The 23,604-nt window shown below is 63.3% G+C and carries 19 protein-coding genes; 12 read left to right on the top strand and 7 right to left on the bottom strand.

Going from position 1 to position 23,604, the window contains the following annotated elements:
• The first annotated feature begins 381 nt into the window (after positions 1-381).
• Both AD664_RS24935 and AD664_RS24930 read left to right on the top strand, forming a co-directional pair.
• Positions 382-1,716, top strand: a complete 1,335-nt coding sequence (locus tag AD664_RS24935; RefSeq protein WP_053150896.1) for a substrate-binding domain-containing protein — start codon at positions 382-384, stop codon at positions 1,714-1,716.
• Between the two features lie 510 nt (positions 1,717-2,226).
• On the top strand, positions 2,227-2,559 hold the full coding sequence (locus AD664_RS24930; RefSeq protein WP_053150907.1) for a DUF6124 family protein: 333 nt from the start codon (positions 2,227-2,229) through the stop codon (positions 2,557-2,559).
• A 138-nt stretch (positions 2,560-2,697) separates the two neighbouring features.
• Here the strand turns inward: AD664_RS24930 and AD664_RS24925 are convergent, their stop codons facing one another.
• The gene (locus AD664_RS24925) at positions 2,698-3,936 is read right to left on the bottom strand and encodes a M20/M25/M40 family metallo-hydrolase (protein ID WP_053150904.1); all 1,239 of its coding nucleotides are present in this window, start codon (positions 3,934-3,936) and stop codon (positions 2,698-2,700) included.
• A 185-nt stretch (positions 3,937-4,121) separates the two neighbouring features.
• Here AD664_RS24925 and AD664_RS24920 point away from each other — a divergent pair, with 185 nt between their 5' ends.
• The 4 genes from AD664_RS24920 to AD664_RS24905 all read left to right on the top strand — a co-directional run bounded on the left by AD664_RS24920 (position 4,122) and on the right by AD664_RS24905 (position 8,755).
• Complete coding sequence (locus AD664_RS24920; protein ID WP_053150894.1) at positions 4,122-5,573, top strand: NAD(P)/FAD-dependent oxidoreductase; 1,452 nt, start codon at positions 4,122-4,124, stop codon at positions 5,571-5,573.
• Positions 5,574-5,590: 17 nt separating this feature from the next.
• Positions 5,591-6,520, top strand: a complete 930-nt coding sequence (locus AD664_RS24915) for an alpha/beta fold hydrolase (protein WP_042729740.1) — start codon at positions 5,591-5,593, stop codon at positions 6,518-6,520.
• A 130-nt stretch (positions 6,521-6,650) separates the two neighbouring features.
• Positions 6,651-8,027: a VOC family protein gene (locus AD664_RS24910; protein WP_053150892.1), complete on the top strand. Its 1,377-nt coding sequence runs from the start codon at positions 6,651-6,653 to the stop codon at positions 8,025-8,027.
• A gap of 209 nt (positions 8,028-8,236) precedes the next feature.
• Positions 8,237-8,755, top strand: coding sequence for an Hcp family type VI secretion system effector (locus AD664_RS24905; RefSeq protein WP_053150890.1), 519 nt, complete (start codon positions 8,237-8,239; stop codon positions 8,753-8,755).
• A gap of 406 nt (positions 8,756-9,161) precedes the next feature.
• Here AD664_RS24905 and AD664_RS27715 read toward each other — a convergent pair whose 3' ends face one another.
• The 5 genes from AD664_RS27715 to AD664_RS24885 form a co-directional block, all read right to left on the bottom strand.
• Positions 9,162-9,335, bottom strand: coding sequence for a hypothetical protein (locus AD664_RS27715; protein WP_172679767.1), 174 nt, complete (start codon positions 9,333-9,335; stop codon positions 9,162-9,164).
• 33 nt (positions 9,336-9,368) lie between these two features.
• Positions 9,369-9,611 (bottom strand): hypothetical protein, encoded by a 243-nt coding sequence (locus AD664_RS24900; RefSeq protein ID WP_053150889.1) that lies wholly within the window; start codon positions 9,609-9,611, stop codon positions 9,369-9,371.
• Positions 9,612-9,676: 65 nt separating this feature from the next.
• On the bottom strand, positions 9,677-10,750 hold the full coding sequence (locus AD664_RS24895) for a lipocalin-like domain-containing protein (protein WP_053150883.1): 1,074 nt from the start codon (positions 10,748-10,750) through the stop codon (positions 9,677-9,679).
• Positions 10,747-13,218, bottom strand: a complete 2,472-nt coding sequence (locus AD664_RS24890) for an ABC transporter permease (protein WP_371260990.1) — start codon at positions 13,216-13,218, stop codon at positions 10,747-10,749. Before AD664_RS24890 ends, AD664_RS24895 begins: the two co-directional genes overlap by 4 nt.
• Positions 13,218-13,886 carry an ABC transporter ATP-binding protein gene (locus tag AD664_RS24885; protein WP_053150878.1) on the bottom strand — a complete coding sequence of 223 codons (669 nt, stop codon included), beginning with the start codon at positions 13,884-13,886 and terminating at the stop codon, positions 13,218-13,220. Before AD664_RS24885 ends, AD664_RS24890 begins: the two co-directional genes overlap by 1 nt.
• Positions 13,887-14,131: 245 nt before the next feature.
• Here AD664_RS24885 and AD664_RS24880 point away from each other — a divergent pair, with 245 nt between their 5' ends.
• Positions 14,132-16,033 carry an acyltransferase family protein gene (locus tag AD664_RS24880; RefSeq protein WP_053150875.1) on the top strand — a complete coding sequence of 634 codons (1,902 nt, stop codon included), beginning with the start codon at positions 14,132-14,134 and terminating at the stop codon, positions 16,031-16,033.
• Positions 16,034-16,598: 565 nt separating this feature from the next.
• Here the strand turns inward: AD664_RS24880 and AD664_RS24875 are convergent.
• Positions 16,599-18,296, bottom strand: coding sequence for a sulfatase-like hydrolase/transferase (locus tag AD664_RS24875; protein WP_053150901.1), 1,698 nt, complete (start codon positions 18,294-18,296; stop codon positions 16,599-16,601).
• 429 nt (positions 18,297-18,725) lie between these two features.
• Between AD664_RS24875 and AD664_RS24870 the strand changes: the two genes are divergently transcribed.
• From AD664_RS24870 to AD664_RS24850, 5 genes are read left to right on the top strand one after another with little or no spacing between them, the layout of a single operon-like run.
• Positions 18,726-20,090, top strand: coding sequence for a UDP-glucose/GDP-mannose dehydrogenase family protein (locus AD664_RS24870; protein WP_053150872.1), 1,365 nt, complete (start codon positions 18,726-18,728; stop codon positions 20,088-20,090).
• Entirely contained in the window at positions 20,087-21,157 is a 1,071-nt protein-coding gene (locus tag AD664_RS24865; protein WP_053150869.1) for an NAD-dependent epimerase, read from the top strand. The genes AD664_RS24870 and AD664_RS24865 overlap by 4 nt, the downstream gene beginning before the upstream one ends.
• Complete coding sequence (locus tag AD664_RS24860) at positions 21,154-21,900, top strand: sugar transferase (protein ID WP_053150866.1); 747 nt, start codon at positions 21,154-21,156, stop codon at positions 21,898-21,900. The genes AD664_RS24865 and AD664_RS24860 overlap by 4 nt, the downstream gene beginning before the upstream one ends.
• A complete protein-coding gene (locus AD664_RS24855) occupies positions 21,901-22,545 on the top strand; it encodes a CpsD/CapB family tyrosine-protein kinase (protein WP_053150863.1) in 645 nt (214 codons plus the stop codon). It abuts the gene before it with no gap.
• 20 nt (positions 22,546-22,565) lie between these two features.
• A complete protein-coding gene (locus tag AD664_RS24850) occupies positions 22,566-23,591 on the top strand; it encodes a polysaccharide biosynthesis/export family protein (RefSeq protein WP_053150860.1) in 1,026 nt (341 codons plus the stop codon).
• Positions 23,592-23,604 lie beyond the last annotated feature (13 nt).

Raw genomic sequence — 23,604 nt, 5'->3', positions numbered from 1 at the left:
GTTTGCCTTGAGTCTTTGATCGCCACAGAACCCCTTGTGGGAGCGGGCTTGCCCGCGAAGGCGCCGGGTCAGTCGATGGCGATGCTGGCTGTGCGGCCGCTTTCGCGGGCAAGCCCGCTCCCACAGTTTTTTGAGTTTGCCTTGGGTCTGTGATCGCCACAGAACTCCTTGTGGGAGCGGGCTTGCCCGCGAAGGCGCCGGGTCAGTCGATGGCGATGCTGGCTGTGCGGCCGCTTTCGCGGGCAAGCCCGCTCCCACCGGTTTTTTGGGCTGGCCTTGGGTCTTTGATCTGCACCGATGGATCGGTCGTCTTGCTGTCATCTTTCAGTCACCTGACTGACTTAATCTTCCGGAACTTCCTCAGGTTCTGAAGGTGCCGGCATGCGGCTGTGGTTGGGTGTGTTGATGGGGCTCTGTTTGCCACTCGCGACGTGGGCCGGCAGCTTGCCGGTGCCTGAGCGCGGACCGGCACTGCGCATCCAGGGCTCCAACACCATCGGCGCGGCGCTGGGGCCGGCGTTGGTCAAGGGCTTGATGGAAGATCAGGGCCTGCTCAAGGTCAGTGCCGAAATCACCGGCCGGGATAACGAACAGCGCATCGTCGGCCAGACCCGCGATGGTCGTCGGGTCGAAGTCGACATCGCTGCCCACGGCTCCAGCACCGGTTTCGCCGCCCTCAAGCAGGCCAGCACCGACCTGGCGGCCGCATCCCGGCCGATCAAGGACAGCGAGCTGAAGGAACTGTCAGCCCTCGGCGATCTGAAAAGTCCTACCGCCGAGCAGGTCATTGCCATCGACGGCCTGGCGATCATCCTTCATCCCCAGAACCCGCTGCGTCAGCTCGATACCGTGCAACTGGCGAAGATCTTCAGCGGCGAGGCAAAGACCTGGGAAGCGGTGGGCAGCGTGGGCGGACCGATCCACCTGTACGCCCGGGATGAACAATCGGGCACCTACGACACCTTCAAGGAACTGGTGCTCAGCCGACAAGGCAAGCGGCTGGATCCTACAGCGCGACGCTTCGAATCCAGCGAACAGTTGTCGGACGCCGTCAGCCAGGACCCGCAAGGCATCGGTTTCATCGGTTTGCCCTACGTACGCCAAGCCAAGGCACTGGCGATCGTCGACGGCGATTCCCAACCCATGTTGCCGCTGAACACCCTGATCGCCACCGAGGACTACCCGCTGTCCCGCCGGCTGTTCTTCTACCTGCCGCCGTGGGACCAGAACCCCTGGGCCCAGGCATTGGTCGACTTCACCCAGAGCGACAAGGGCCAGGCCATCGTCGCGACCAACGGCTTCATCGCCCAGACCGTACGAGCCATGTCGGTGACGCCAAACGCGCTGATGCCCGAGGGTTACCAGGCCCTGAGTCGCCATGCACAACGCCTGTCCGTGAACTTCCGCTTCGAAGAAGGCAGCGCCAGCCTCGACAACAAGGCCCACCAGGACCTGGGGCGGGTGCTCGACTACATAAAGCAGCACGGCAAGCTCGATCGACGCGTGACGCTGGTGGGTTTCGGCGACGCCAAGGACGACCCGGCACGCGCCGACCTGTTGTCCAAACTGCGGGCCATGGCCGTGCGCCGCGAACTGGTCAAGAACGGCGTGACACTGCGCGAGGTACGTGGCTTCGGCGCGCTGATGCCGGTGGCGGCCAACAGCGAGGATGAAGGCCGGATCCGCAATCGGCGGGTGGAGGTGTGGGTTTATTGAGACCTTGGCAGCTCCCTGTGTCCCTGTGTCCCTGTGGCGAGGGGATTTATCCCCGCTGGGCTGCGAAGCAGCCCCAAAGCCAGACGCTGCGGTGTGACAGAGGAACCGTGCCAGCCGGTTTTACGACTGCTTCGCAGCCGAACGGGGATAAATCCCCTCGCCACAGGAAACGCGTGTTTACTCCGTTCGTTTCAGTGTAGGCACAGGCGCCCTCACCTTGCGCCATTGCCTACAACTACGCCAGAATCCGCCGGCTTGTGCACCTTGGGGCTGGGCTTTATCGTTTTCCGGTCGCTGACAAATCAGTGATCGGGTTTGGTAGCCCGGGCTTTCGGTGCATAGCGTCACCTCTGCAAGTGCAATGCGCACTTCGCTTTTTGGTGGCCATGCGCAGGGTCTCTTCGGAGGCGCCGGCTCCGATGCCCGGTCTACCAACCTTCGTATGGCCACCACCCTTCGTTTGGTAGCGAAAAGGCGATGGCTCCCATTCAGATGCATCGGAGTTTCATCATGTTCAAAGTTACCCCCAACCCACCGGAAACCGATCCGGACTCAAGCGCCTTCGACAAAGCCGCCGACCGCGCCCTCGACTTCTACCTCAAGCCCAAGCCCACAGAACCCACCTGCGATCCAGGCCAACTTTTCACCGTCGTCAACGGCATCGACACCGAATGCCTGCTTGCCAACCTCAGCGAAACCCTGGCGTCGGCCAATGCGATGGTCAGCGACCTGGCGTTTGAACTGGACGGCTCCAGGCGGCATGTGGCGCTGGGCATCCAGCAGTTGATCGAGCTCGGCAGCCTGCTGGCGAACCGGGCGCTGGATAACGTCGACCCGCGTTAGTCAACCAACACATAACCCTTGTGGGAGCGGGCTTGCTCGCGAAAGCGGAGTGTCAGGTACCCTTCATCAACTGACACACCGCCTTCGCGAGCAAGCCCACTCCCACAGGGTTTGAGTCGATCACACTATTAGGCGCAGCTATCGCTTCGCCAGCTCCATGATCATCCGCGACAACAGGTAAACCCGCGGCACCACGCTCTCGACCTCGGCGTATTCCTCGGGGGTATGGATGTTGCCACCGACGATGCCAAAGCCGTCCAGCGTCGGCGTGCCGACCCCGGCGGAGAGGCTGGCATCCGCCGCGCCGCCGCTGCCTTCTTCGGTGAGTTTGCGGCCCAGTTCGCCATAGATGCCTTGGGCCATCGCCATCAGGCGATCCGATTCCGCGGTCTGTGGCATCGGTGGCAGGCCGCGCTTGAGGCTGGTGGTGACCTCGGTGTCGGCGATCAACTTGTCTTGCGACACCCGGGCCAGGTCTTTTTCGAGGCGGTCGAACTCTTCCGGCACCGCCGCGCGCACGTCGGCCTTGGCGCTGGCCTTGTCGGGAATCACATTGGTGCGGTCACCGGCCTGGATCACGGTGAAATTGATGGTGGTTTTCTTTTCGGCATCGCCCAGCTTGCCCAGTTGCAGGATCTGGTGTGCCGCTTCCATCGCCGCATTGCGCCCCAGCTCCGGCGCAACACCGGCGTGGGACGCCTTGCCCTTGACCTCCAGCAACGCCGTGGCACTGCCCTTGCGCCACACCACCAGGCCATCGGCCGGGCGGCCCGGCTCGAGGTTGAGGGTCACGTCATGGGCCTTGGCGGTTCTTTTGATCAGGTCGGTGGCGGCGTCCGAGCCGGTTTCTTCGCTGGCATCGAGCAGGAAGGTGATCTGTGCGTAGTCCTTGAAATCCAGATCCTTGAGGATCTTCAAGGCATAGACCCCGGCAACGATGCCGCCCTTGTCATCCATCACCCCCGGCCCGTAGGCCCGCCCATCCTTGATATGGAACGGACGCTCGGCGGCCGAGCCCTCCTTGAACACGGTGTCCATGTGGGCCATCAGCAGGATCTTCGCCTTGCCGCTGCCCTTGAGGGTCGCAAGGACGTGCTGGGTGCCGTCCGAGTTCGGCACTTTCTCGATGGTGGCGCCCAACTTCTTCAATTCTTCGATGGTGATGTCGCCAACCTGGGTCAGGCCCGGCACATACCCGGAACCTGAGTCGATGTTGACCAGCCGTTCCAGCAGTTTCAGGGCCTCGCCCTTGTACTGTTCGGCGTGGGCCAGGACCTGCTGCTGGGGCTGCGCGAAGGCAACGGGCGAGAGCGCGCCAAGGGCCAGGCTCAGGCCGAGGCTGACGGCCAGGCGGGTGCGAAGAGCGGTCATCGTCATGAATTTCATCCTTGTTCGTTGCGAAAGAGTGCACAGGCACCCTACCCGACTCTGGACCAAGGCTCTAGACCGCAGGGGCTGATTGGGACCTCTGCCGAGGCTTGCCTGATCAAAAGGCTTGGCTCGCCGTGAATTTTGGCTATACATGACAAGGGGGGTCCGGCACATCCCGAGGAAGGAGGTCCATGGGCAGTTACCAGGTGTTGATCATCGGCAGCGGGTTTGGAGGCCAGTGTGCGGCGGTCAATCTGCTCAAAGCAGGGTTCGAGGATTTCCTGATGCTCGAGCGTCGGGACTTTTTCGGCGGCACCTGGTGCCAGAACACCTACCCTGGCGCGGCGGTGGACGTTCCCTCTCCCCTGTATTCCCTGTCGTTCGCCGCCTACGACTGGCGTCAGATGTTCGCCGGGCAGGACGAATTGCACCGCTACACCCAGGCCGTGATCGAGCGTTTCAAACTGCGGGACAAAGTGCGGTTGGGGACGAACGTAGAGCGTGTGGAATGGGACGACAGCGCCCGGCAGTGGGTGGTCCAGACCAACCACCAGGTCTATCGCGCACAGTTCCTGATCAATGCCACCGGCCCCCTCAGCCAGCCGGTGATCCCGGCGTTCGAGGGTCGGGAGCGCTTCAAGGGCCAGGCCTTTCATACCAACCAGTGGGACCCTGCCTACGACTATCGCCACAAACGCGTGGCCATTGTCGGCAGCGGTGCCAGCGCCGCCCAGGTGATTCCGGCCATCGCCCCGCAGGTCGAGCACCTGCACGTGTTCCAGCGCACGCCGCACTGGGTGCTGCCACGTCCCGATCACACGTTCAACCGCCTGGAGCGCTGGCTGCTGGGCCTGGCCCCGGTGCGCACGCTGTTGCGCTGGTCGATCTACTGGCAATTCGAGACCCGCGTGATTGCCTTCAAGTATTCACGGCCAGCCGTGCGCATGGTCCAGCGCAAGGCATTGAAACTGCTGAAACGCCAAGTGCCCGACCCGCACCTGCGCAAGCGCTTGACCCCGGATTACCTGATCGGCTGCAAGCGCGTCATCCTCTCCAGCACGCTGTACCCGGCGCTGTGTCGACCCAACGTCAGCGTGCACGGACAGGAACAAGGCATCGCTGCCCTCGATGAAACCGGCATCATCACCCGCGACGGCCGGCACATCGCCTTGGACCTGATCGTCTGGTCCACCGGCTATGACGCCACCGACGGGGTGATTTCCTACCCGGTGACCGGCAAGAACGCCACCGAGCTGCGCGCGGTCTGGGACCCGTATCCACGGGCGTACCTGGGGACCAGCCTGCCGGGCTTTCCCAACCTGTTCATCGTCACGGGGCCCAACACCGGCATCGGCCACACCTCGGCGCTGTTCATCATCGAAGCGCAGATGAACTACATCCTCGACTGCATCCGCACGTTGAAGCGGCAAAACCTGCGCTGCATCGAAGTACAGCCGGCGGCGGAACGACGCTACACGGCCATGATCCACCGGGAAATGCAGCGCACCGTCTGGAAATCCGGCGGCTGTCACAGCTGGTATCAAAGCAAAAGCGGCCATGTGATCGCGATGTTCCCAGGTTTCAGCTTCACTTATTACTGGCTGACCCGCCGGCTGAAGCCGGCGGATCACATCCTGTCGTAACCCATGGAGGGCGTGACATGCTGGTGTTGTGCGCAGTTCTTGCCGTGTTTATCGCCTGGAGCTGGTTGACGTATCCGGGCATCGGCCATGTGTTGTATGACCTGAGCATGGCCCTGGAGGCGCGACTTTATCGGTTGCACAAGATCACCGTGCCCATCAGCGAGATGACCGTATCGACCTGGCAAGGCGGCCCCTATGAAGCGTCCGGCAGCATCCTGATGCTGCACGGCTACAGCGCCGACAAAAACCTCTGGCTGCGCTTTGCCCGGCACTTTGTCGGCGACTATCGGGTGGTGGTTCCCGACCTGGCCGGCCATGGCGAGACCGGCTTCAAGGCCGGTGGCGGCTACGACATCCCGACCCAGGCCCGGCGCGCCATCGAGTTGCTCGACGCCTGCGGGCTGGACAAGGTCCATGTGATCGGCAACTCCATGGGCGGCTACCTCGCGGCATGGCTGGCGGCCACCTATCCCGAGCGCGTATCGACCCTGGCGCTGATCGACCCCGCCGGCGTCACCGCACCCGAGCCGAGCGACATGGAGCGGCACCTGGCCGCCGGGCATAACCCGTTCCTTGTGCACTCGCGGGATGAGTTCGCGCCGTTCTACGCCATGACCATGGCCTCGCCGCCCTGGGTGCCGAGCGTGGTGCTGGCGGCACTGGCGCAACGCTACGAGCAGCGCCGGGATGAACTGGCGGAGATCTTCGTCGACTTTCGCGCCAGCCCGCCGATGGAACCGCGCCTGTCCCAGATCCGCGCGCCGTCACTGTTGCTCTGGGGCCGCAAGGACCGACTGATCGACGTCAGCAGCGTGCCGGTGTGGAGCAAGGGCATCGCGGACCTGCGGGTGGAAATCTGGGACGGGGTCGGCCACATGCCCATGGTCGAGAAGCCAAGGAAAACCGCGGCGTTGTACCGGGAGTTTCTCAAGGGGCTGGGGCAGTAGCCGCCCTCAGGCACGGGTCAGTCCCTGGCAGAATGAAGTCCTGAAGATTCTTCGTTTGTCGGCACCGGCGAAGGCTGCGATCTTTCGTGCAACTTCTTCCTCCCGATAGCCATAGCCAGGAACGCCCACCATGAGCTTCGTCAGCCCCGACCTGATCCGTCAACGCTTCTCCCGAGCGATGTCCGACATGTACCGCGACGAGGTGCCGTTGTATGGCGCGTTGATGAAGCTGGTGGAGCACACCAACGCCCAGGTGCTGGCCGAAGACCCGTCGTTGGCCGCACACCTGCGCAGCACCGGCGAACTGCAACGCCTGGACCTGGAACGCCACGGTGCGATCCGCGTCGGCACCGCGGCAGAGCTCAACACCCTGGGGCGTCTGTTCGCGGTCATGGGCATGCAGCCGGTGGGCTACTACGACCTCACGCCGGCCGGGGTGCCGGTGCATTCCACCGCGTTCCGCGCCGTGCATGAAAGCGCATTGCAGGTCAGCCCGTTCCGGGTGTTTACCTCCCTGCTGCGCCTGGAGTTGATCGAGAACACCGAACTGCGAGCGTTTGCCGAATCCGTGCTGGCCAAGCGGCAGATCTTCACCCCCGGCGCCCTGGAACTCATTGCGCTGGCCGAACGTGAGGGAGGCCTGACCGAGCCCCAGGCGGACGACTTTGTCCACCAGGCCCTGGAAACCTTCCGTTGGCACCACAGTGCCACTGTCACGGCGGACCAATACCGACAACTGAGCGCGCAACATCGGCTGATCGCCGACGTGGTGGCCTTCAAGGGCCCGCACATCAACCACCTGACGCCGCGGACCCTGGACATCGACATCGTCCAGGCCCAAATGCCCGTGCAGGGCATCACCCCCAAGGCGGTGATCGAAGGCCCGCCCCGTCGCCAATGCCCTATCCTGCTGCGCCAGACCAGCTTCAAGGCCCTCGATGAACCCGTCGCCTTCACCGACCAGCCCGACGGCCAGGGCAGTCACAGCGCCCGTTTCGGCGAAATCGAACAACGCGGCGCCGCCCTCACGCCCAAGGGACGTGCACTCTACGACCAACTGCTGAACGCGGCCCGCGATGCGCTGGGCGAGTTCCCCAACGAGGCCAATGCCCTACGCTACGACGCATTGATGAGCGAGCACTTCGCGGCCTTCCCGGACGACCACGAGGCGCTGCGTCACCAGGCACTGGCCTACTTCCGCTATTTCGTGACGCCAGAAGGCCTCGCCGCCAAAGGCACCCTCGAACCACAGGCCTCCCTGGAGCGCTTGCTGGAACTGCGCTACCTGCGCGCCGCCCCCCTGGTGTACGAAGATTTCCTGCCCGTCAGTGCCGCAGGCATCTTCCAGTCGAACCTTGGCGACGCCGCCCAGAGTCACTACGCCGGGCAATCCAACCGCCAGGCCTTTGAAGAAGCCCTGGGACGCTCGACCATCGATGAACTGGGGCTGTACGCACAGACGCAGCAGCGCTCGATCGACGAATGCATGGCTGCGCTGGGCGTGTAGGAACGGACTGTCGGGTGAGTCGGCAGGAAACTGCGTTGATTCGCGCAAGCCTTGAGGCGTTTTTCCTGCCCAATTGCAATAGCAACAGACTGGCAATTCACTCAACATATTGATTTATATGATTTTTTAAGAAATGGCACAGCTCTTGATAACCGTCGGGTCCCCTGGCACGACTTCCGTCCCAGGCTATCCAGGAAGGAGAGCATCCATTGGCTACCCCCGCGTACATGGTTATCAAAGGCTACAAGCAAGGCCTGATCACAGCCGGTGCCTTTTCGGCCGAATCGGTTGGCAACATCTACCAGGAGGGTCATGAAGACCAGATCCTGGTGCAAGGTTTCCAGCACCACATTACCGTTCCGCGAGATCCCCAGTCCGGTCAACCGACCGGCCAACGCGTGCACCATCCTCTGATCATCACAAAAGTGTTCGACAAGGCCACACCTCTGCTACAGGCGGCGCTGACAAGTGGCGAGCGCATGGAAGAAGTGCTGATTCAATGGATGCGGACGTCGGCTGAGGGCACCCAGGAACACTACTTCACCACCACGATGTTTGACGCGGTCATCGTTGAGATCAAAGACTACATGTTCAACTGCCAGGATCCGGCGAACGCGCACTTCACCCATCTGGAAGACGTGCATTTCTCGTATCGCAAGATCACCTGGAACCACGAGGTCTGCGGCACGATGGGCAGCGATGACTGGCGCGTACCTGCCGTAGGCTAGGTCCAGCCAGATGCTCGATGCACCCGCCAGGGCTGGTTGGCGGTGTGCACGGGAAGAGGAGAACATTGACGCCAAGGGTGTTCGCCCAGTGCAATGGCCTCGGCATTCCATGCACTGGTAAAGAGCCTGACACTGGGCGAACGGACACAATCATAGTGGAAGCTTCGGAGTATGTCCGCCGACCACGTTTAAATAATTGTTTATGTATGGCGCACTGTTTAAAACCCAGGGTTTTATTACAGTGCAGAGTGCAACCACCGTGTCGGTAACTCTTATACAGACATGTCTACAAAAACAATCAAACAGTACAAAAAAACTTCATGCCGAGTCCTGCAACGGGACTCGGCAAGTTAAACAGCCATTCACCCGTCACATCTGAATCGGCAACGCCGAATACTCGTGCGCATCAACCACGCCGTGCGGTTTTCTGCGCGTCGGTATCCCCCGCCTGTTCATCGCCGCCTTTGTGCTTGCGCTTGGCCGGATCGTTAGGGCGCAGCGCGTCGTTGTCGCGCTCCACCTCACCAGGCATCGCCGGTTCGTCTGGGTTGTGCTGGGTGGATTCGGTGCGGTGTTTCATGGCGGACTCCTTGAGTCTTTTTCAAGCGTGCAATCAGGCATCAGGGTCGGCGACTTCTTGCGCGACGTTGGCCTGCGGGGAGCGTTGGTGCAGTTGCTCGGCCTTGGCCTTCAATGCCTGCCACTGCGCCAGGTCGATGGCACCCTGGCCGAACAGGTCGTTGGCCACCTGCATCAGCTCGGTGAAATGTGCATCGGGCGATTGCTGCCAATAGGCCTGGTCGTCGAACAGCCGCTGCCAATCGGTCAGCGACGGAGGTGTGAGGTCATCGCTCATAGCGGGCTCCTGCGAGACGTTCATAAGCTATGAGGGCCGACGTTCGCGGGGAGTTCCGGCGATTATCAATAGCCGGTCATTTCCAGATAGCCGTTGCCGCCGTGGCTGCCCACCAGCCGCACCGGCCCTTCCCAATAGGGAATGCGCAGGTCCATCCAGGCGGCAGGGTTCAAGGCTTCGGTGGTCACGTCCAGGTGCTTGCCGGGCACCTTGATCGACCAGCGCACCGGCATCGCTCGGCCGGCGACCTTGGCCGTGCCCAGCGGCGCCAGCTCGATGTCGCCGGCCTGCAACGTTTGCGAATGGCCCTGTGCATCGATCCAGGTGCCGGTGAGGTAGGGTGCGCCGTCCTTGTGGCGCATGCGGTAGAGCATCAGGTGTTCGCCGCTGTCCAGGTGCAGGGAGAACCAGTCCCAGCCAGTCTGGTTGGCCGTCAGCGGTTGGCTGCTCCACTCCCGATCCAGCCAGGCCGGGCCACTGACCGTGTAGCGCTGGCCGTCGATTTCCAACTGGCCGCTGGCCTGGAAAAATGGCTGGCTGTAGTAATACGAAGCCTGGCCCTGCTCGGACTTCTGGCTGAAACCGTTGTCCCCCTGCAACACCAACGGTCGGGTCGAGGTAAGCCGCAATGCGTAGCTGAACCGCGAGTCGTGGGCCTTCAACTGCATATCCGCCAACGGATCGGCACCCGACGCCTGGGTGCCGAACTGCCAGTCATCGATCCAGGCATTGAAAGGCACCGCCTGCACCCCGGCCTGCCCTACGCCACCACGGGCATAACGCTCGGCGGCATGGTGCACGGTGGCGGACGTGACCGCCGCGTGACCGAGCCAGATGGTCTGGTTGCGCCAGCCGTCGGCCTGGGGCGCGGCGTCCAAGGCGCTGCGAAACAGCGTCCACTGCACGCCGAAGTCACGGCCCTGAGCGTCCTTGAGATTGGCGGTGACGTACCACCACTCGATACGAAAGCCTTCGTGGACGCCATGATCGGCCGGGAAACTGAACGTGCGCCCCGGCACCACCGGGGTGAAGGCGACGGCCTGGTCGCCGAGGCCGGCAAAGCCCTTCTCCGGCGTCGGCGGGTTGTCGCAGCCGCCGAGCAACGACGCCAGCAGCATCAGGCCAACTCTGAGCTTCATGGGCCCTCCTCGGAAAAGTGCCTGAGCAAATCCGCAGGTTGCGTACGGTACAACGCGTACAGCGGCCAGGCCGATGCCAGCAGCGTGGCGAACATCGCCAGGGCCAGCAACTGGGCCAGTTGCAATGGGAAGACCTGCAACGGCAGGCGCCAGCCAAAGGCTTGCACGTTGATCACCGTGTCCAGGCACCAGGCCAGGGCGATGCCCAGCGGCAACGCGAGCACCAGGGTCAGCAACGCGAGCAGCCAGGTCTGGCCGAGGTTGAGCAGCATCAACTGGCGGCGGGTCACCCCCAATGCCCACAACGGAGCCAACTGGCCGAGGCGACTCTGGCTCTGGGTCAGCAGGCTGATGAACAACGCGACGCCGGCGACCGCCAGGGTCAGGCTGTTGAGAGCGGCGGTGGCGGCAAAGGTGCGCTCGAACACCTGGGTCGACCAGCCTTTGAGCCGGGCCTGATCGACGATACGGCTGTCATCCAGGTGGAAGCGACTTTGCAACGCGTTCACCAACGCCGGGATCGCGGACGGCTCGATCCGCAGATTGAAGCGATACGGCGTCAAATGCGGCCAGTGCGCCAGCAGGTGGTCGGCGTTGATCAGCACGTGGCCCTTGGGGTTGCCGTAGTCGGCGTAGATCCCGACGATCCGTGGTGTCCATGGCCCCTGCGGGGTCGGCAGGGTCAAACGCTCACCGATCGTCACCTTGAGGCGCCGCGCCAGTTGCTCACTGAGCATCAGCGTGTCGGCGCCGGCCAGTTGCGCCCACGGGTCGCCGTCGGACGCCTCCAGCAGTGGCCAATGCTGGCGATACGCAGGGTGATCGATGATGCCGAAGAGGTCCGTCGGCCACCCGTGCAGGGGCACCGAGACTTGCCAGTTGGGCAGCACCGCGGTGACGGTCGGTTGCTGCTTGAGCCAGGCGTGCAGCGCTGCGGCCTGGAGCGGGGTTTGCGGGCTGACATACAACTCCGAGGTCAGCCGTTGTTCAAGCCAATGGTTGAAGGTCTGGCGGAAACCCGAGGTCATGCTGCCGGCGCCAATGTTCGCCGCCAACGCCAGCAACAAGGCCATCAGCGCCAGGCTCAGCGTCGGCAGTTGTTGGCGGCAATCGGCGAGAAACCACTGCCCCAGCACCGAGCGGCTACGACGCAACAACCCGTCCAAGACGCCGTTGAGCAACACGGGCAAGGCCAGGGCGGCGCCCAGCAACAGCGCCGTCATCAGGACAAAGCCGCTGGCCAGGCTGTCGCCCCAGATCAACGCCGCCGAGCCGATCGATGCGGCCAACGCCGCTATCCAGCCCTGGCGGCGCAACCGGCGTGCATGGGCCTGGTGCCAGGCCTGGGGGTTGGCCAGCGCCAGCAAGGGCAGGCGCGCCGCCCGCAGCAGGCTGTCCGCCCCGGCCAGCAGTGCACCCAGCAAGCTCAAGCCGATTCCGCTGAGCCACCACCACGGGCTGAGGTTCAAGTGTCCGGCCACTTCGGCACCGTACAACCCGCGCAAACTCGCAGCGACATCCGGCAACAACAGGCTCGCCAGCCAATACCCGCTGAGCACCCCGGCCACGCCGCCAAGTAACGCCAGCACCCCCAGTTCGAGGGCCAGGCTGGTGACCAGTCGCCGCGCACTGACCCCGCAGGCCCGCAAGGTTCGCAGCAGGCTGCGGCGTTGCTCCAGCGCCAGGCCGATGGCCGCGTGAGCGATGAACAGCCCCACCACGAACGACAGAAATCCCAGGGCATCGAGGTTCAGGTGGAAGCTTTCGGTCAGGCGCGAGAGGTTGTTTTCTTCATCGGCGCGCTTGAACTGCAACCGACCATTGAACGCCTCCGGCAAGGCTGCGTTGAAGGTGGCGGGCAGCAGCAAGCGCGACACCTGGTCCGGCAGCCCGAGGGCTTGTTGGGCAAAACCGATGTCCATCAACAGCATGCCCGGGGCCATGTCCGGCTGGACGTGCAAGGGTGGCAAGGATCGTCCATCGACGGTCCGGGGCCGGTCGCCCTCGCCCATCCCCAGCGCTTGCAAAGTCTGCGGGGCGACCCAGGTGCGCCCCGGATCGCTGAAAAACGCCACCACTTCGCTCATGTCCCGCGACTGCCCTGCCAGTGCCGCACCGGGCGGCAGCGACACCGGGTCGATGCCCATCAGTTGCAGGCGCAGGTCATCGTGCCCTTCAAGGTTCACCCGGGCCTGCACCACCGGCGACACCGGCCAGCCCTCGCGACGCAGATCGACAAACCACTGCTGGGGGAACGGCCCGCCACCAGGGGCGCTGAGGCTGGCCTGCGGTTCGCCGCCGATGAGCTGGCTGGCCCGGGCGTAGCTGTCTCGGGCCTGGCTGTTGAGTGCCAGCACGCCGGTCAACAGGCTGGTGGCGAGCCACAGCCCGGTGAGCACGCTGAAGAATTGCACCGGATGCCGGCGCCAATGGCTGAGCAGCGCCTTGAGGGTCTGAAGAAATATCATCACCCCTGGGCCACCTGCGCGAGTCGCCCCCCCTGCAACACCACACGCTGCGCCAGGCGGGCGGCCACCCGAGGGCTGTGGGTCACCATCAGCAGGCTGGTGGGACTGTCGGCCAGCAATTCCAACAACAATTGCAGCACTTCGTCACTGGTGGCCTCGTCAAGACTGCCAGTGGGCTCATCGGCCAACAACAACGGCGGGCGCGATGCCAGCGCCCGACCCAGCGCCACCCGTTGCTGCTGGCCGCCGGACAACTGCTCGGGATAACGCCGCAGCAGGTCTGCGAGGCCAAGCCGCCGCACCAGGTGCGCCTGCCAGGCCGGGTCGTGACGACTACACAGCCGCGCCTGGAACGCCAGGTTGTCCGCCACCGACAGGCTGCTGATGAGGTTGAACTGCTGGAACACCAGGCCGATTTCCGTACGCCGCCAGTTGGCCAGCTGACTTTCGCTCATGCCGTCGAGCCGGTACTCGCCACTGCGGATGCTGCCGCGATCGACCTTGTCCAGCCCGGCAACCAGGTGCAACAACGTGCTCTTGCCGCTGCCGGACTCCCCCATCAACGCCAGGCTGCTGCCCGGCATCAGCGTCAGGTCGACGCCCTGCAACACCGGCAGCGGGCCTTGGGGCGTAACGTAGCTTTTGAAAACGTCGCGGACTTCCAGCATGGACAGGCTCGGATGGGAAACGTGAGGCTCAGGATAGCGGAGTTGAAGGCCCTCCCGTCGATTGGACCGTGCGATCCGAGCTACCCGTTTATCAGGCGCAGCAAAAGACTGGATCCATTTCCTTGCACAGCATCAATTCTCAGCTATCAATCAATTACTAATGCGCGCCGTTTACTGGCAGTCGGCGTAAACGTCATGAATATGACGCCTCTGAATGACCGCCTCTTCAAAGGACGCTCGCCGACATGCCTCACGCCCACTATCGCCGCGATATCGACGGGCTTCGCGCCGTCGCGGTCATCGCCGTGCTGATCCATCACCTCAATACCAACCTGCTCCCGGGCGGGTTCGTGGGCGTGGACATTTTCTTCGTCATCTCAGGCTTTCTCATCACGTCCCAGGTGTTTTCCGAGATCAAGGACCGCACCTTTTCGCTGAAGCGCTTTTATCAACGGCGCATCAACCGCATCGTTCCCGCATTGGCGACGGTGGTGCTGGCAAGCGTGATCGCCGGGGCCTTCATCCTGTCCCCGGTTGACCTGACGCGGCTCAATGTCAGCGCGCTGTTTTCCCTGCTCGGGGTTTCGAACATCTACATCTGGATGAAGTACGGCAACTATTTCGCGGCAGACGCCCGCGAGGCGCCGTTGCTGCACACCTGGTCACTGGGCATCGAGGAACAGTTCTATGTGGTCTGGCCGCTACTGGTCCTGACGCTTTATCGGCTGGCGCCCCGCTACGTGCCGGTCGTGCTGGGGGTCGGCCTCGTCGCGGCCATTGGTCTTTCCGAGTACGCCACGAACGTTTTCGTCACGGCTTCCTACTACCTGCTGCCCACGCGCTTCTTCGAACTGATGCTGGGTGGGGCGCTGGGCATCTACCTTTATCAGCCCCGTTCGCTCGACCGGCGCGTCGCCCTGGGCTGCACGCTGGCGGGAACCGGCTTGATCGGCTTCTCCCTGCTCGCCCTCAGCCCCGAGGCACCCTTCCCCGGCCTCAATGCCTTGATCCCTTGCCTGGGTGCGGCACTGCTGATCCTGGCCGGCAGTACGGGCATTGAGTCGCGCCTGCTGAACAATCGGCCCATGGTCTTCATCGGCCTGATTTCCTACTCGCTTTATCTGTGGCATTGGCCATTGATTGCCTATCTGAATTACCTGGGCATTGCCATGACGCTGCCGGTGGGACTCTCGCTGCTGGCGATGTCGATCGCACTGTCGTGGTTGTCCTGGCGCTATGTCGAGGTGCCGTTTCGACGCAGCGGTGTACACCTGCCGTTTTCCCGCGTACTCACCCGCCGTTTCATCACGCCAGCCCTGGGGCTTGCCCTGGTGGCGGCGCTGAGCGTGCAAGGGAACGGCTTCCCCCAGCGTTTCGCACCGCAGGTGGCCACTCTCGAAGCCATGACCCTGGTGGAACCGAACAAGCTTCGCAGCGACTGCCACATGCCCAATGCGCAATATGGCACCGAGCCCAACCCCCATTGCCGACTGGGCACGCGCAAGGCGCAGATCGACGGGATCATGGTCGGTGACTCGTTCGCCAATCACTTTACCGGCATGGTCGATATCCTGGCCGAACCCAACGGCATCGAACTGATGGATTACACCCTCGATGACTGCCCGCCGATCTTCAGCTACACCGCTCAAGCCGCGACGGTGTATGTCGCCCATTGCATGGCGCGCAACAAACGCGTGATTGGGTTGATCGAGCAGAATCACTACCGGTATGTGGTGCTGGCGGGTGCCTGGCCGAGGGATGCCGCGACCGGGGAGATGATCGAAGCGAGCATCAGGCGAGTGGCCGACAACACCGGCCAGGTCATCGTGATCCTCAGCAACCAGCACATCGACAAAGCCGCGACCTGCCCGGTGCGCCGCTTGATGTTTGGCCTCGATCGCCCTTGCTCGGCCCCGCAAGACATCACGGCACCGTACTGGGCAGGAATACACGCCAGGTTGCCGCAGGTGCACTTCATCGACCCCAACCAGGTGATCTGCCCTTCCGGGTTGTGCAGCCCGATCATCGACGGGCGATTGCTCTACCGCGATGACTCGCACCTCAATGATGTGGGTTCGCGCTTCATTGGCCACACATTGCGCGACCGGGGGTTTTCCCTGCTCCATGACCCCGTCCGCCCCGGGTAGGCCTTGCCCGCGAAAGCGGTGTGTCTGTTATGAATATGTTGGATGTGCCGCCGCCTTCGCGGGCAAGCCCGCTTCCACAGGGGATTGGGGGCTACCGCAGGAGCCGGGTTGGCTGTCAGGCTGCCTTCGCGGGCGAGCCTGCAAAGCTTGTTGGTGCATGCAAAGGCTGCGTACACCCCAAATCCCTGTGGGAGCGGGCTTGCCCGCGAAAGCGGTGTGTCTGTTATGAATATATTGGATGTGCCGCCGCCTTCGCGGGCAAGCCCGCTCCCACAGGGGATTGGGGACTACCGCACGAACCGCGTTGACTGTCAGGCCGCCTTCGCGGGCGAGCCTGCAAAGCTTGTTGGTGCATGCAAAGGCTGCGTACACCCCAAATCCCTGTGGGAGCGGGCTTGCCCGCGAAAGCGGTGTGTCTGTTATGAATATGTTGGATGTGCCGCCGCCTTCGCGGGCAAGCCCGCTCCCACAGGGGATTGGGGGCTACCGCAGGAGCCGGGTTGGCTGTCAGGCTCGCACAGGGAAAATTGTGTGGGGCTTGAGCCTGGGCCTGATGTGGGCATGATCAATGCCCCACGGCCATTTCCGCCTGGGTCGGTTTCGGGGTGACGATGTGGCTCAGGTCAATATGCCGCCAGGCCGGTTTCGCCCCCAGGCGCGCATTGAAGCGGTAGTTGAAGGTGAAATCGTCATCGGTAGGCTGGACCAGCGACCTGCCATAGACCGACTCGACGCCAGCAGTGTCGTAGCCCATCAACTGCAGCAGGGTCGGGAAGATGTTGTAGTGGCTCGAACGGTCCTTGTTCTGCGCCAGAGCGTCACGCCAGTCGAGGGTGTGCAAGGCCTTGCCCTGGATGACCACCAACGGCACCAGCCCCTCCTCCGCCACCGGGTCGCCGCCGCAGTGGGTGTTCAGGCCCGGATTGCCGCGCTCATGCAGGTCCTGGCCATGATCGGAGGTGTAGATCACCACGGCATTGCTCAGGTCGGCCTGCTGGAAAATGCGCCTGAAGAACTCCCCGACATTCCACAGCAACGTGTTCTGATAGGCATTGCGGTACAACACCCAATCGTCGTTCTGGCCGTTGAAACCGTCGCGCTTGCCGGTGTCGGGCACGTCCTGGTACTGCCCGCGCGGCAGCGCCGGTCGATAGCTCATGAAATCGTCGGGGTATTTGTCGTGGACCGGGAAGTGCGCGCCCACCTTGTTGATCACCACCAGCTCGGCCTGGCCGTCACCCAGCAGTTCGACCAGCTTCGCCGCGGCCGCCATGTCGCGGTCGCGTACGCGCACCTGGTCGAATTGGACGAAGGCGTCGATGTCCTGTTTTTCCAGGTCGGTCATCAGGTTCTGCAAGTTGCCGCCGGTGCGCTGGGCGTCGATGTAGACCGTGCGCAGGCCCGCTTTCCTGGCGTACTGCCAGATCGATGGGAGGGTGCTGTTGATGCGCATGTAGTCGGCGCGTGTGCCGCCATAACGCAGGGTGACGTTGGTGTCGGCGCTGCAATTGGCGATGGAGGCGGCATACCCGTAGTTGAAAATCTCCACGCCATCCGGCGCCGTTTCCAAGCCACTGTGCACGCCGGAAGGGGTGTTGATGTCGAGGTAGTTGCCGGCAATGCTTTCATCGATGATCAGCACGATATCGTGGTCGATGGGCGCCGTTGGCCGCGCGATACCCACCGGTTCCCGAGGGCCGACGGTGTTGTGCCAGGCCTCGTAGAGAAACAAGTTCAGGTAGGCCAGCGGCGTGTACATCACCGGTAACCCGCGGGCACCTTCCCCCGCCCGTACGAACAGCACCCCACTGAGTAACAGCACACCCAGCACCGGTGCGGCGATGGGCAGGTATCCGGGGATCGCCAGGCGCCGCCGCGGCTTGAGCCCGACCCCTAGCAACAGCAACAGGCCACCGGCCATGGCGCTGGTGATCACCTCGCGATACTGGTAGGCCGCCTCCTGGATGAACCCGCCCGAATACACCAGCGACACGAACTGGCTGTAAGTCAGGTAGCTGTCGGTGACCCGTGTGTAGACCTCGAAGAACACCGCCGAGACGAACATCACCAAGGCAAACAGGTGCCGCACAAGCGTCAGGCGAATGTGCGCGGCCAGCCATAACCCGACCACCAGCACCACGAACATCGCGCCGAACAGCAGTGTGGCAACACCCACCCCCAGGGCGCCCAGGCGATCGAGGTAGTACTCGTGACCCCGGACCAGATACAGCACTAGCAGCAGTTCCTTGAGGTATCGGGTCATGACGTTCTCGGCGAGGTCGCGACGTTGAAAAAAGATGCGTTCCGGCGCCAGGAAAGCGGCGCTTTTCCGGTGCCCGGACAGGCTTCGTTTCTGCACCTTAGCAGCGACCTTCCAAAGTGCAAGAAATGCCTTGACCAACGAGCGCGTCAAAAAAAAGTTAGCCCAAAAATGACACGATTAAGGCCATTAAAAACGAAAAATCTATGGATTATGACCGTTCATCGCTTTCTTGAACGCTGCTAAAACCCTTTAAAACCGAGACTTTTCCAAGACAGTCAATAACTTGATATCAAAAGGCCCTGTTCTTTCGAGTTTTACCAACACTGACAACTGTCATTTTGCTGACACGCTTTTCTGAGGCTGCGCTATACCCCCTCATAACAGTTTCATCCGAGTTACATAAACGGGTTTTTGCGAGGCGCGCCAAGAATGGACGTGAGCGTATTTGGAACGGGGTATGTGGGGCTGATCCAGGCCGCCGCGCTGGCCGATGTCGGGCATCGCGTGCTGTGCATCGACATCGACCCGAACAAGATCCGGCAACTGCAACAAGCGGTGCCGCCTATCAGCGAACCGGGCCTGTCCGGTTTGCTCGAAGAGAACATCAAGGCCGGGCGGCTGGCGTTCAGTTCCCAGGCCAGCGATGCGGTCAATCACGGCGAGTTGATCTTCATCGCCGTCGGCACGCCCGCCGATGAGGACGGTTCGGCCGACCTGAGCCATGTGCTGGGCGTCACCCGCCAGATCGCCGACTTCATGGACAGCGACCGCACCTTGATCATCAAGTCCACGGTGCCGGTGGGCACGGCCGACAAGGTGGCCGAATGCGCCCGCCAGGCGCTGGCGCGCCGGGGCCTCAAGCAACTGAATGTGCGCGTGGTGTCCAACCCCGAATTCCTCAAGGAGGGCAGCGCCCTCGCCGACTGCATGCGTCCGGACCGGATCATCGTCGGCACCGCCGATCAGTTGGCCCGCGACCAGATGAGCGAGCTGTACGCGCCCTTCTGCCGCAACCACGAAAAACTGATGTTCATGGACAACCGCAGCGCCGAACTGACCAAGTACGCCGCCAACGCGATGCTCGCCACGCGCATCAGCTTCATGAACGAGCTGGCCAACCTCACCGAACGCCTGGGGGCCGACATCGAAGCGGTGCGCAAAGGCATCGGTTCAGACCCGCGCATCGGCTATCACTTCATCTACCCCGGCTGCGGCTTCGGTGGCTCGTGCTTCCCCAAGGACCTGCGAGCCCTGCTGCACACCGCCGAACAGAGCGGCATGCCCCTGCGCCTGCTGCGCAGCGTCACCGACGTCAACGACAGCCAGCGGCACATCCTCTTCGAGAAACTCGCCAAGCAGTTTCCCGACGGCCTGTCCGGCAAGTCGATTGCCATCTGGGGCCTGGCCTTCAAGCCCAACACCGATGACATGCGCGAAGCCCCCAGCCGCTACCTGATGGAAGCGCTGTGGCGCGAAGGCGCCCGGGTCCAGGCCTATGACCCGGAAGCCATGTCCGAATGCCGCCGCCTCTACGGCTACCGCAAAGACCTGAACCTGTGCGCCACCCGCGATGACACCCTGGAGGACGCCGACGCCCTGGTGATCTGCACCGAGTGGAAAAACTTCCGCGTAGTGGACTTCGACCTGCTGGCCAGCAAGTTGCGCGCCCGCGTGATCATCGATGGCCGCAACCTGTACAACCCCGAACACCTGGCCGCCGCCGGGCTGTTGTATCGCGGCATCGGCCTGCGGCATACCCTGCCGGACACCGCTGCAACAGGGCCGCAAGCGTGAATGTCCTGGTGACCGGCGCAGCCGGGTTCATCGGTGCACATTGCGTGCTGCGCCTGCTGCGCGACGGCCATCGGGTGTGCGGGCTGGACAACTTCAACGACTACTACGACCCGCAGCTCAAGCACGACCGCGTGGCCTGGGTGCACGAGCAGGCCGGCGAGTTCCCGCTGGCCCGGATCGACTTGAGCGACGCACCGGCCATCGACGCGCTGTTCCAGCACCACCGCCCGGATGTGGTGATCCACCTCGCCGCTCAGGCCGGCGTGCGCTATTCCCTGGAGAACCCGCGGGCCTATGTCGACAGCAACCTCGGCGGTTTCCTCAACATCCTGGAAAGCTGCCGCCGCTACCCGGTCAGGCACCTGATCTACGCCTCTTCCAGCTCGGTGTACGGCGCCAACCCGCACACGCCGTACTCCGAGCAGGACAACGTCGACCATCCGTTGTCGCTGTACGCGGCCAGCAAAAAAGCCAATGAGCTGATGGCCCACAGCTACAGCCACCTGTTCGGCATCCCTTGCACCGGCCTGCGCTTCTTCACCGTGTACGGTCCCTGGGGCCGGCCGGACATGTCGCCGATCCAGTTCGCCCGCGCCATCACCGAAGGCCGGGTGCTGTCGCTGTACAACCACGGCGAGCACCAACGGGATTTCACCTACGTCGACGACATCATCGAGAGCATCGCCCGGCTGGTCGACCGCCCGCCCCACGTCACGCCACAAGACACCTGCGAACAACCGGGCCCGGCCACCAGCCGGGCGCCCTGGCAGATCTTCAACATCGGCGGGCAGCACCCGGTGGCGCTGCGCAGCTATGTGGCACTGCTGGAAAAACACCTGGGCCGCAGCGCCCACATCGAACTGCTGCCCCTGCAAGCCGGGGACGTACTCAACACCTGCGCCGATGCCAGTGGCCTGGCGCGGGCCACCGGGTTCCAGCCGCGCATCGAACTGGACGAAGGCCTCGGCCGCTTCATCGCCTGGTTTCAGGAGTACTACGCACGGCCTGCTGCCCACCCGCCGCTCGCGGCTGAACCTGCGCACGAACCTCAGCGGAGGAGTCTATGACCCGACATGAGCATGACCTACCGATCAACACCCCCGGACGCGACAAACGTGTCGACCCCGACCACCGCAGGCGCCTCGACGCGGCCATCCACCGGCAAGGCCGGGGCTGGCTGACCGGTCGCGACGGCGGCCGGCCCTGGACGGTCTCACGGACCAATCGGGTGATGGCCTGCCTCGGTGCCCTGACGATCCTGCTGATGCTCTGTCCATTGCTGCTGGGCCTGGCGCTGCTGGTCAAGTTCTCAAGCCCGGGGCCGGCGCTGTTCGTGCAGAAGCGCACTGGCTACCGCGGCCGGGTCTTTGGCATGTACAAGTTTCGCACCATGGTCGCCGACGCCGAAGCCCTCAAGGAGTCGCTGCGCCACCTCAACAAACACGGCGTCGATGCCATCGACTTCAAGATCGACAACGACCCGCGCATCACGCCCATTGGCCGGTTCCTGCGGCGCAGCAGCCTCGACGAACTGCCCAACCTGATCAATGTAGTGACCGGCGACATGCGCCTGGTGGGCCCGCGGCCCACCTCGTTCAACGCCTACCGCTACAAGGACAACCACCTTGTGCGCCTGAGCATCTACCCCGGCATGACCGGCCTTTGGCAGATCTCCGGACGCAGCAATATCGACTTCGACCAGCGCGTGGAATTGGACCTCAGCTACATCGCCGAGCAAAGCCTGATGCTGGATTTGAAGATCCTGTTGATGACCCCCTTCAAAGTGTTCAGCGGCCACGGAGCGAGTTAAATGGACGGTTCGACGAATATTCTCACCATAGCAAGCCCGAGCGAGACCAACCTGACCTCGACCGTGCTCGACCCTTCCTTGCGGATACTGCTGCTGACGGCCGCCAATACCGGCACCGGCACCAGCACCAGCGCCATGGCGCTGGCCGCTCAACTGGCGCAGATGAGCACGGGGCGCGTGTTGCTGGTGGATGCCAGCCATTCGCCGCGCAACCTCAGCCAGCAACTGTCGCTGTACAAGGAGCGCGGCTTCAGCGACCTGCTGTTCAACAGCCTCTCCCCGCCCTTGTTGCAGGACTGCGTGGTGCAGATCTCCAGCCTGCCCTTCGACTTCCTGCCGCTCGGACGCCTGGGCCGCAATGCCGAACGCCTGAGCCCCGAGCAACTGCGCCCGCTGTTCCGGCAACTGGCGGCGCAGTACCGCTTCGTGGTGATCGACGCCGACGCGGTGTATTCGGCCTGCGACACGCTGGTGCTCAGCACCCAGGTGGACGGCGTGGTGCTGGTGGTGCGCGGTGAGGACACCCGCTGGGAAGTGGCCCAGGCCACTCGCCAGCGCTTGTCCCAGGCCGGCGCGAAGGTGGTGGGCAGCGTGTTCAACCGCCGCAAGTACTACATGCCCAAATGGCTCTACAACAACCTGTAAGCGTGCAGAAGGATGACGAGATGAACGCCAGAATGCTTGTCCTGCTGTTGCTGCCGCTCGCCGGTTGCTCCAGCAACACCGATACCCGTTCGATGCCGGTGCAGATCCTCACGGCCGCACCGGCCAACGCCCAGGCCACCGACATGCCCAAGGTCGAGCAGACCCTGCGGCCTCAGGATGTGCTCGATGTGATCTTTCACATCAGCACCACCGGCCCACAGGCCTACCGCGTACAACCGGGTGACCAGGTGGCCCTGAACTTCACCGCCGCCAGCCAGCTCAACGGCACGCAACAGGTCATGCCCGATGGCAGCATTGAACTGCCGGGCGCCAACACCGCGGTCAAGGTCGCCGGCTTGACCACCGACGAAGCCCGCCTCGCGGTGCAACGGGCCTACGACCAGAAAATGCTCTTCCAGCCCAACCGCAACCAGTTGACGGTGCTGGTCACCAGCCCGCTGGCCGGCGAGAACAACCTGCGCAGCACCTTGAGTCACCCCGGCACCGGCATGAGCCGGGAAATCACCGTGGGCCGGGACGGCTATGCGAGCTTTCCGGAAATCGGCGCCGTGCCGCTGCAAGGCATGACCGTCACCCAGCTGGAGGCGTTTCTCAATGAGCGTTACGCCCAACTGCCCGGGCACATGACCGTCGATGTGCTGCTCAAGTCCACCGCCGGCAACGAGATCTACGTGCTCGGTGAAGTCGCCCAACCCGGCTCCTACCCCATCCGCCGGCCGATCTCGGTGCTTGAGGCGCTGACCCTGGCCCGCGGCACCAACGTCAAGGCCCGGCTCGATTCGGTGGTGATCATGCGCCGCAACGGCAACCAGGTCGAAGCCCGGCATTACGACGTGGAAAAAGCCCTGAGCGGCGACGCGTCGCAAATCGCCTACCTGCAACCCGAAGACATGCTGTTCGTACCCAAGACCAAGCTCGCCAGCGCCGGCGAACTCGCCAGGCAACTGGCCGACGTGGTGCTGTTCCAGGGCATGGGGGTCAGCTTCGGCTACCGCCTCGACAACAAAGGCAGCAACAGCAACTGACCCAGGTGATCGA

Source organism: Pseudomonas sp. P97.38 (assembly GCF_001269745.1).
Lineage (GTDB): Bacteria > Pseudomonadota > Gammaproteobacteria > Pseudomonadales > Pseudomonadaceae > Aquipseudomonas > Aquipseudomonas chlororaphis_E.
This window is presented reverse-complemented; position numbering and strand designations above follow the sequence as displayed.

Excerpts from the sequence above, each read along its gene's own strand:
- AD664_RS24880 (WP_053150875.1), top strand. The coding sequence starts at position 14,132 with ATGCCTCACGCCCACTATCGCCGCGATATCGACGGGCTTCGCGCCGTC.
- AD664_RS24890 (WP_371260990.1), bottom strand. The coding sequence starts at position 13,218 with ATGATATTTCTTCAGACCCTCAAGGCGCTGCTCAGCCATTGGCGCCGG.
- AD664_RS24915 (WP_042729740.1), top strand. The coding sequence starts at position 5,591 with ATGCTGGTGTTGTGCGCAGTTCTTGCCGTGTTTATCGCCTGGAGCTGG.
- AD664_RS24885 (WP_053150878.1), bottom strand. The coding sequence starts at position 13,886 with ATGCTGGAAGTCCGCGACGTTTTCAAAAGCTACGTTACGCCCCAAGGC.
- AD664_RS27715 (WP_172679767.1), bottom strand. The coding sequence starts at position 9,335 with ATGAAACACCGCACCGAATCCACCCAGCACAACCCAGACGAACCGGCG.
- AD664_RS24855 (WP_053150863.1), top strand. The coding sequence starts at position 21,901 with ATGGACGGTTCGACGAATATTCTCACCATAGCAAGCCCGAGCGAGACC.
- AD664_RS24920 (WP_053150894.1), top strand. The coding sequence starts at position 4,122 with ATGGGCAGTTACCAGGTGTTGATCATCGGCAGCGGGTTTGGAGGCCAG.
- AD664_RS24900 (WP_053150889.1), bottom strand. The coding sequence starts at position 9,611 with ATGAGCGATGACCTCACACCTCCGTCGCTGACCGATTGGCAGCGGCTG.
- AD664_RS24910 (WP_053150892.1), top strand. The coding sequence starts at position 6,651 with ATGAGCTTCGTCAGCCCCGACCTGATCCGTCAACGCTTCTCCCGAGCG.
- AD664_RS24935 (WP_053150896.1), top strand. The coding sequence starts at position 382 with ATGCGGCTGTGGTTGGGTGTGTTGATGGGGCTCTGTTTGCCACTCGCG.
- AD664_RS24860 (WP_053150866.1), top strand. The coding sequence starts at position 21,154 with ATGACCCGACATGAGCATGACCTACCGATCAACACCCCCGGACGCGAC.
- AD664_RS24875 (WP_053150901.1), bottom strand. The coding sequence starts at position 18,296 with ATGACCCGATACCTCAAGGAACTGCTGCTAGTGCTGTATCTGGTCCGG.
- AD664_RS24850 (WP_053150860.1), top strand. The coding sequence starts at position 22,566 with ATGAACGCCAGAATGCTTGTCCTGCTGTTGCTGCCGCTCGCCGGTTGC.
- AD664_RS24870 (WP_053150872.1), top strand. The coding sequence starts at position 18,726 with ATGGACGTGAGCGTATTTGGAACGGGGTATGTGGGGCTGATCCAGGCC.
- AD664_RS24930 (WP_053150907.1), top strand. The coding sequence starts at position 2,227 with ATGTTCAAAGTTACCCCCAACCCACCGGAAACCGATCCGGACTCAAGC.
- AD664_RS24925 (WP_053150904.1), bottom strand. The coding sequence starts at position 3,936 with ATGACGATGACCGCTCTTCGCACCCGCCTGGCCGTCAGCCTCGGCCTG.
- AD664_RS24895 (WP_053150883.1), bottom strand. The coding sequence starts at position 10,750 with ATGAAGCTCAGAGTTGGCCTGATGCTGCTGGCGTCGTTGCTCGGCGGC.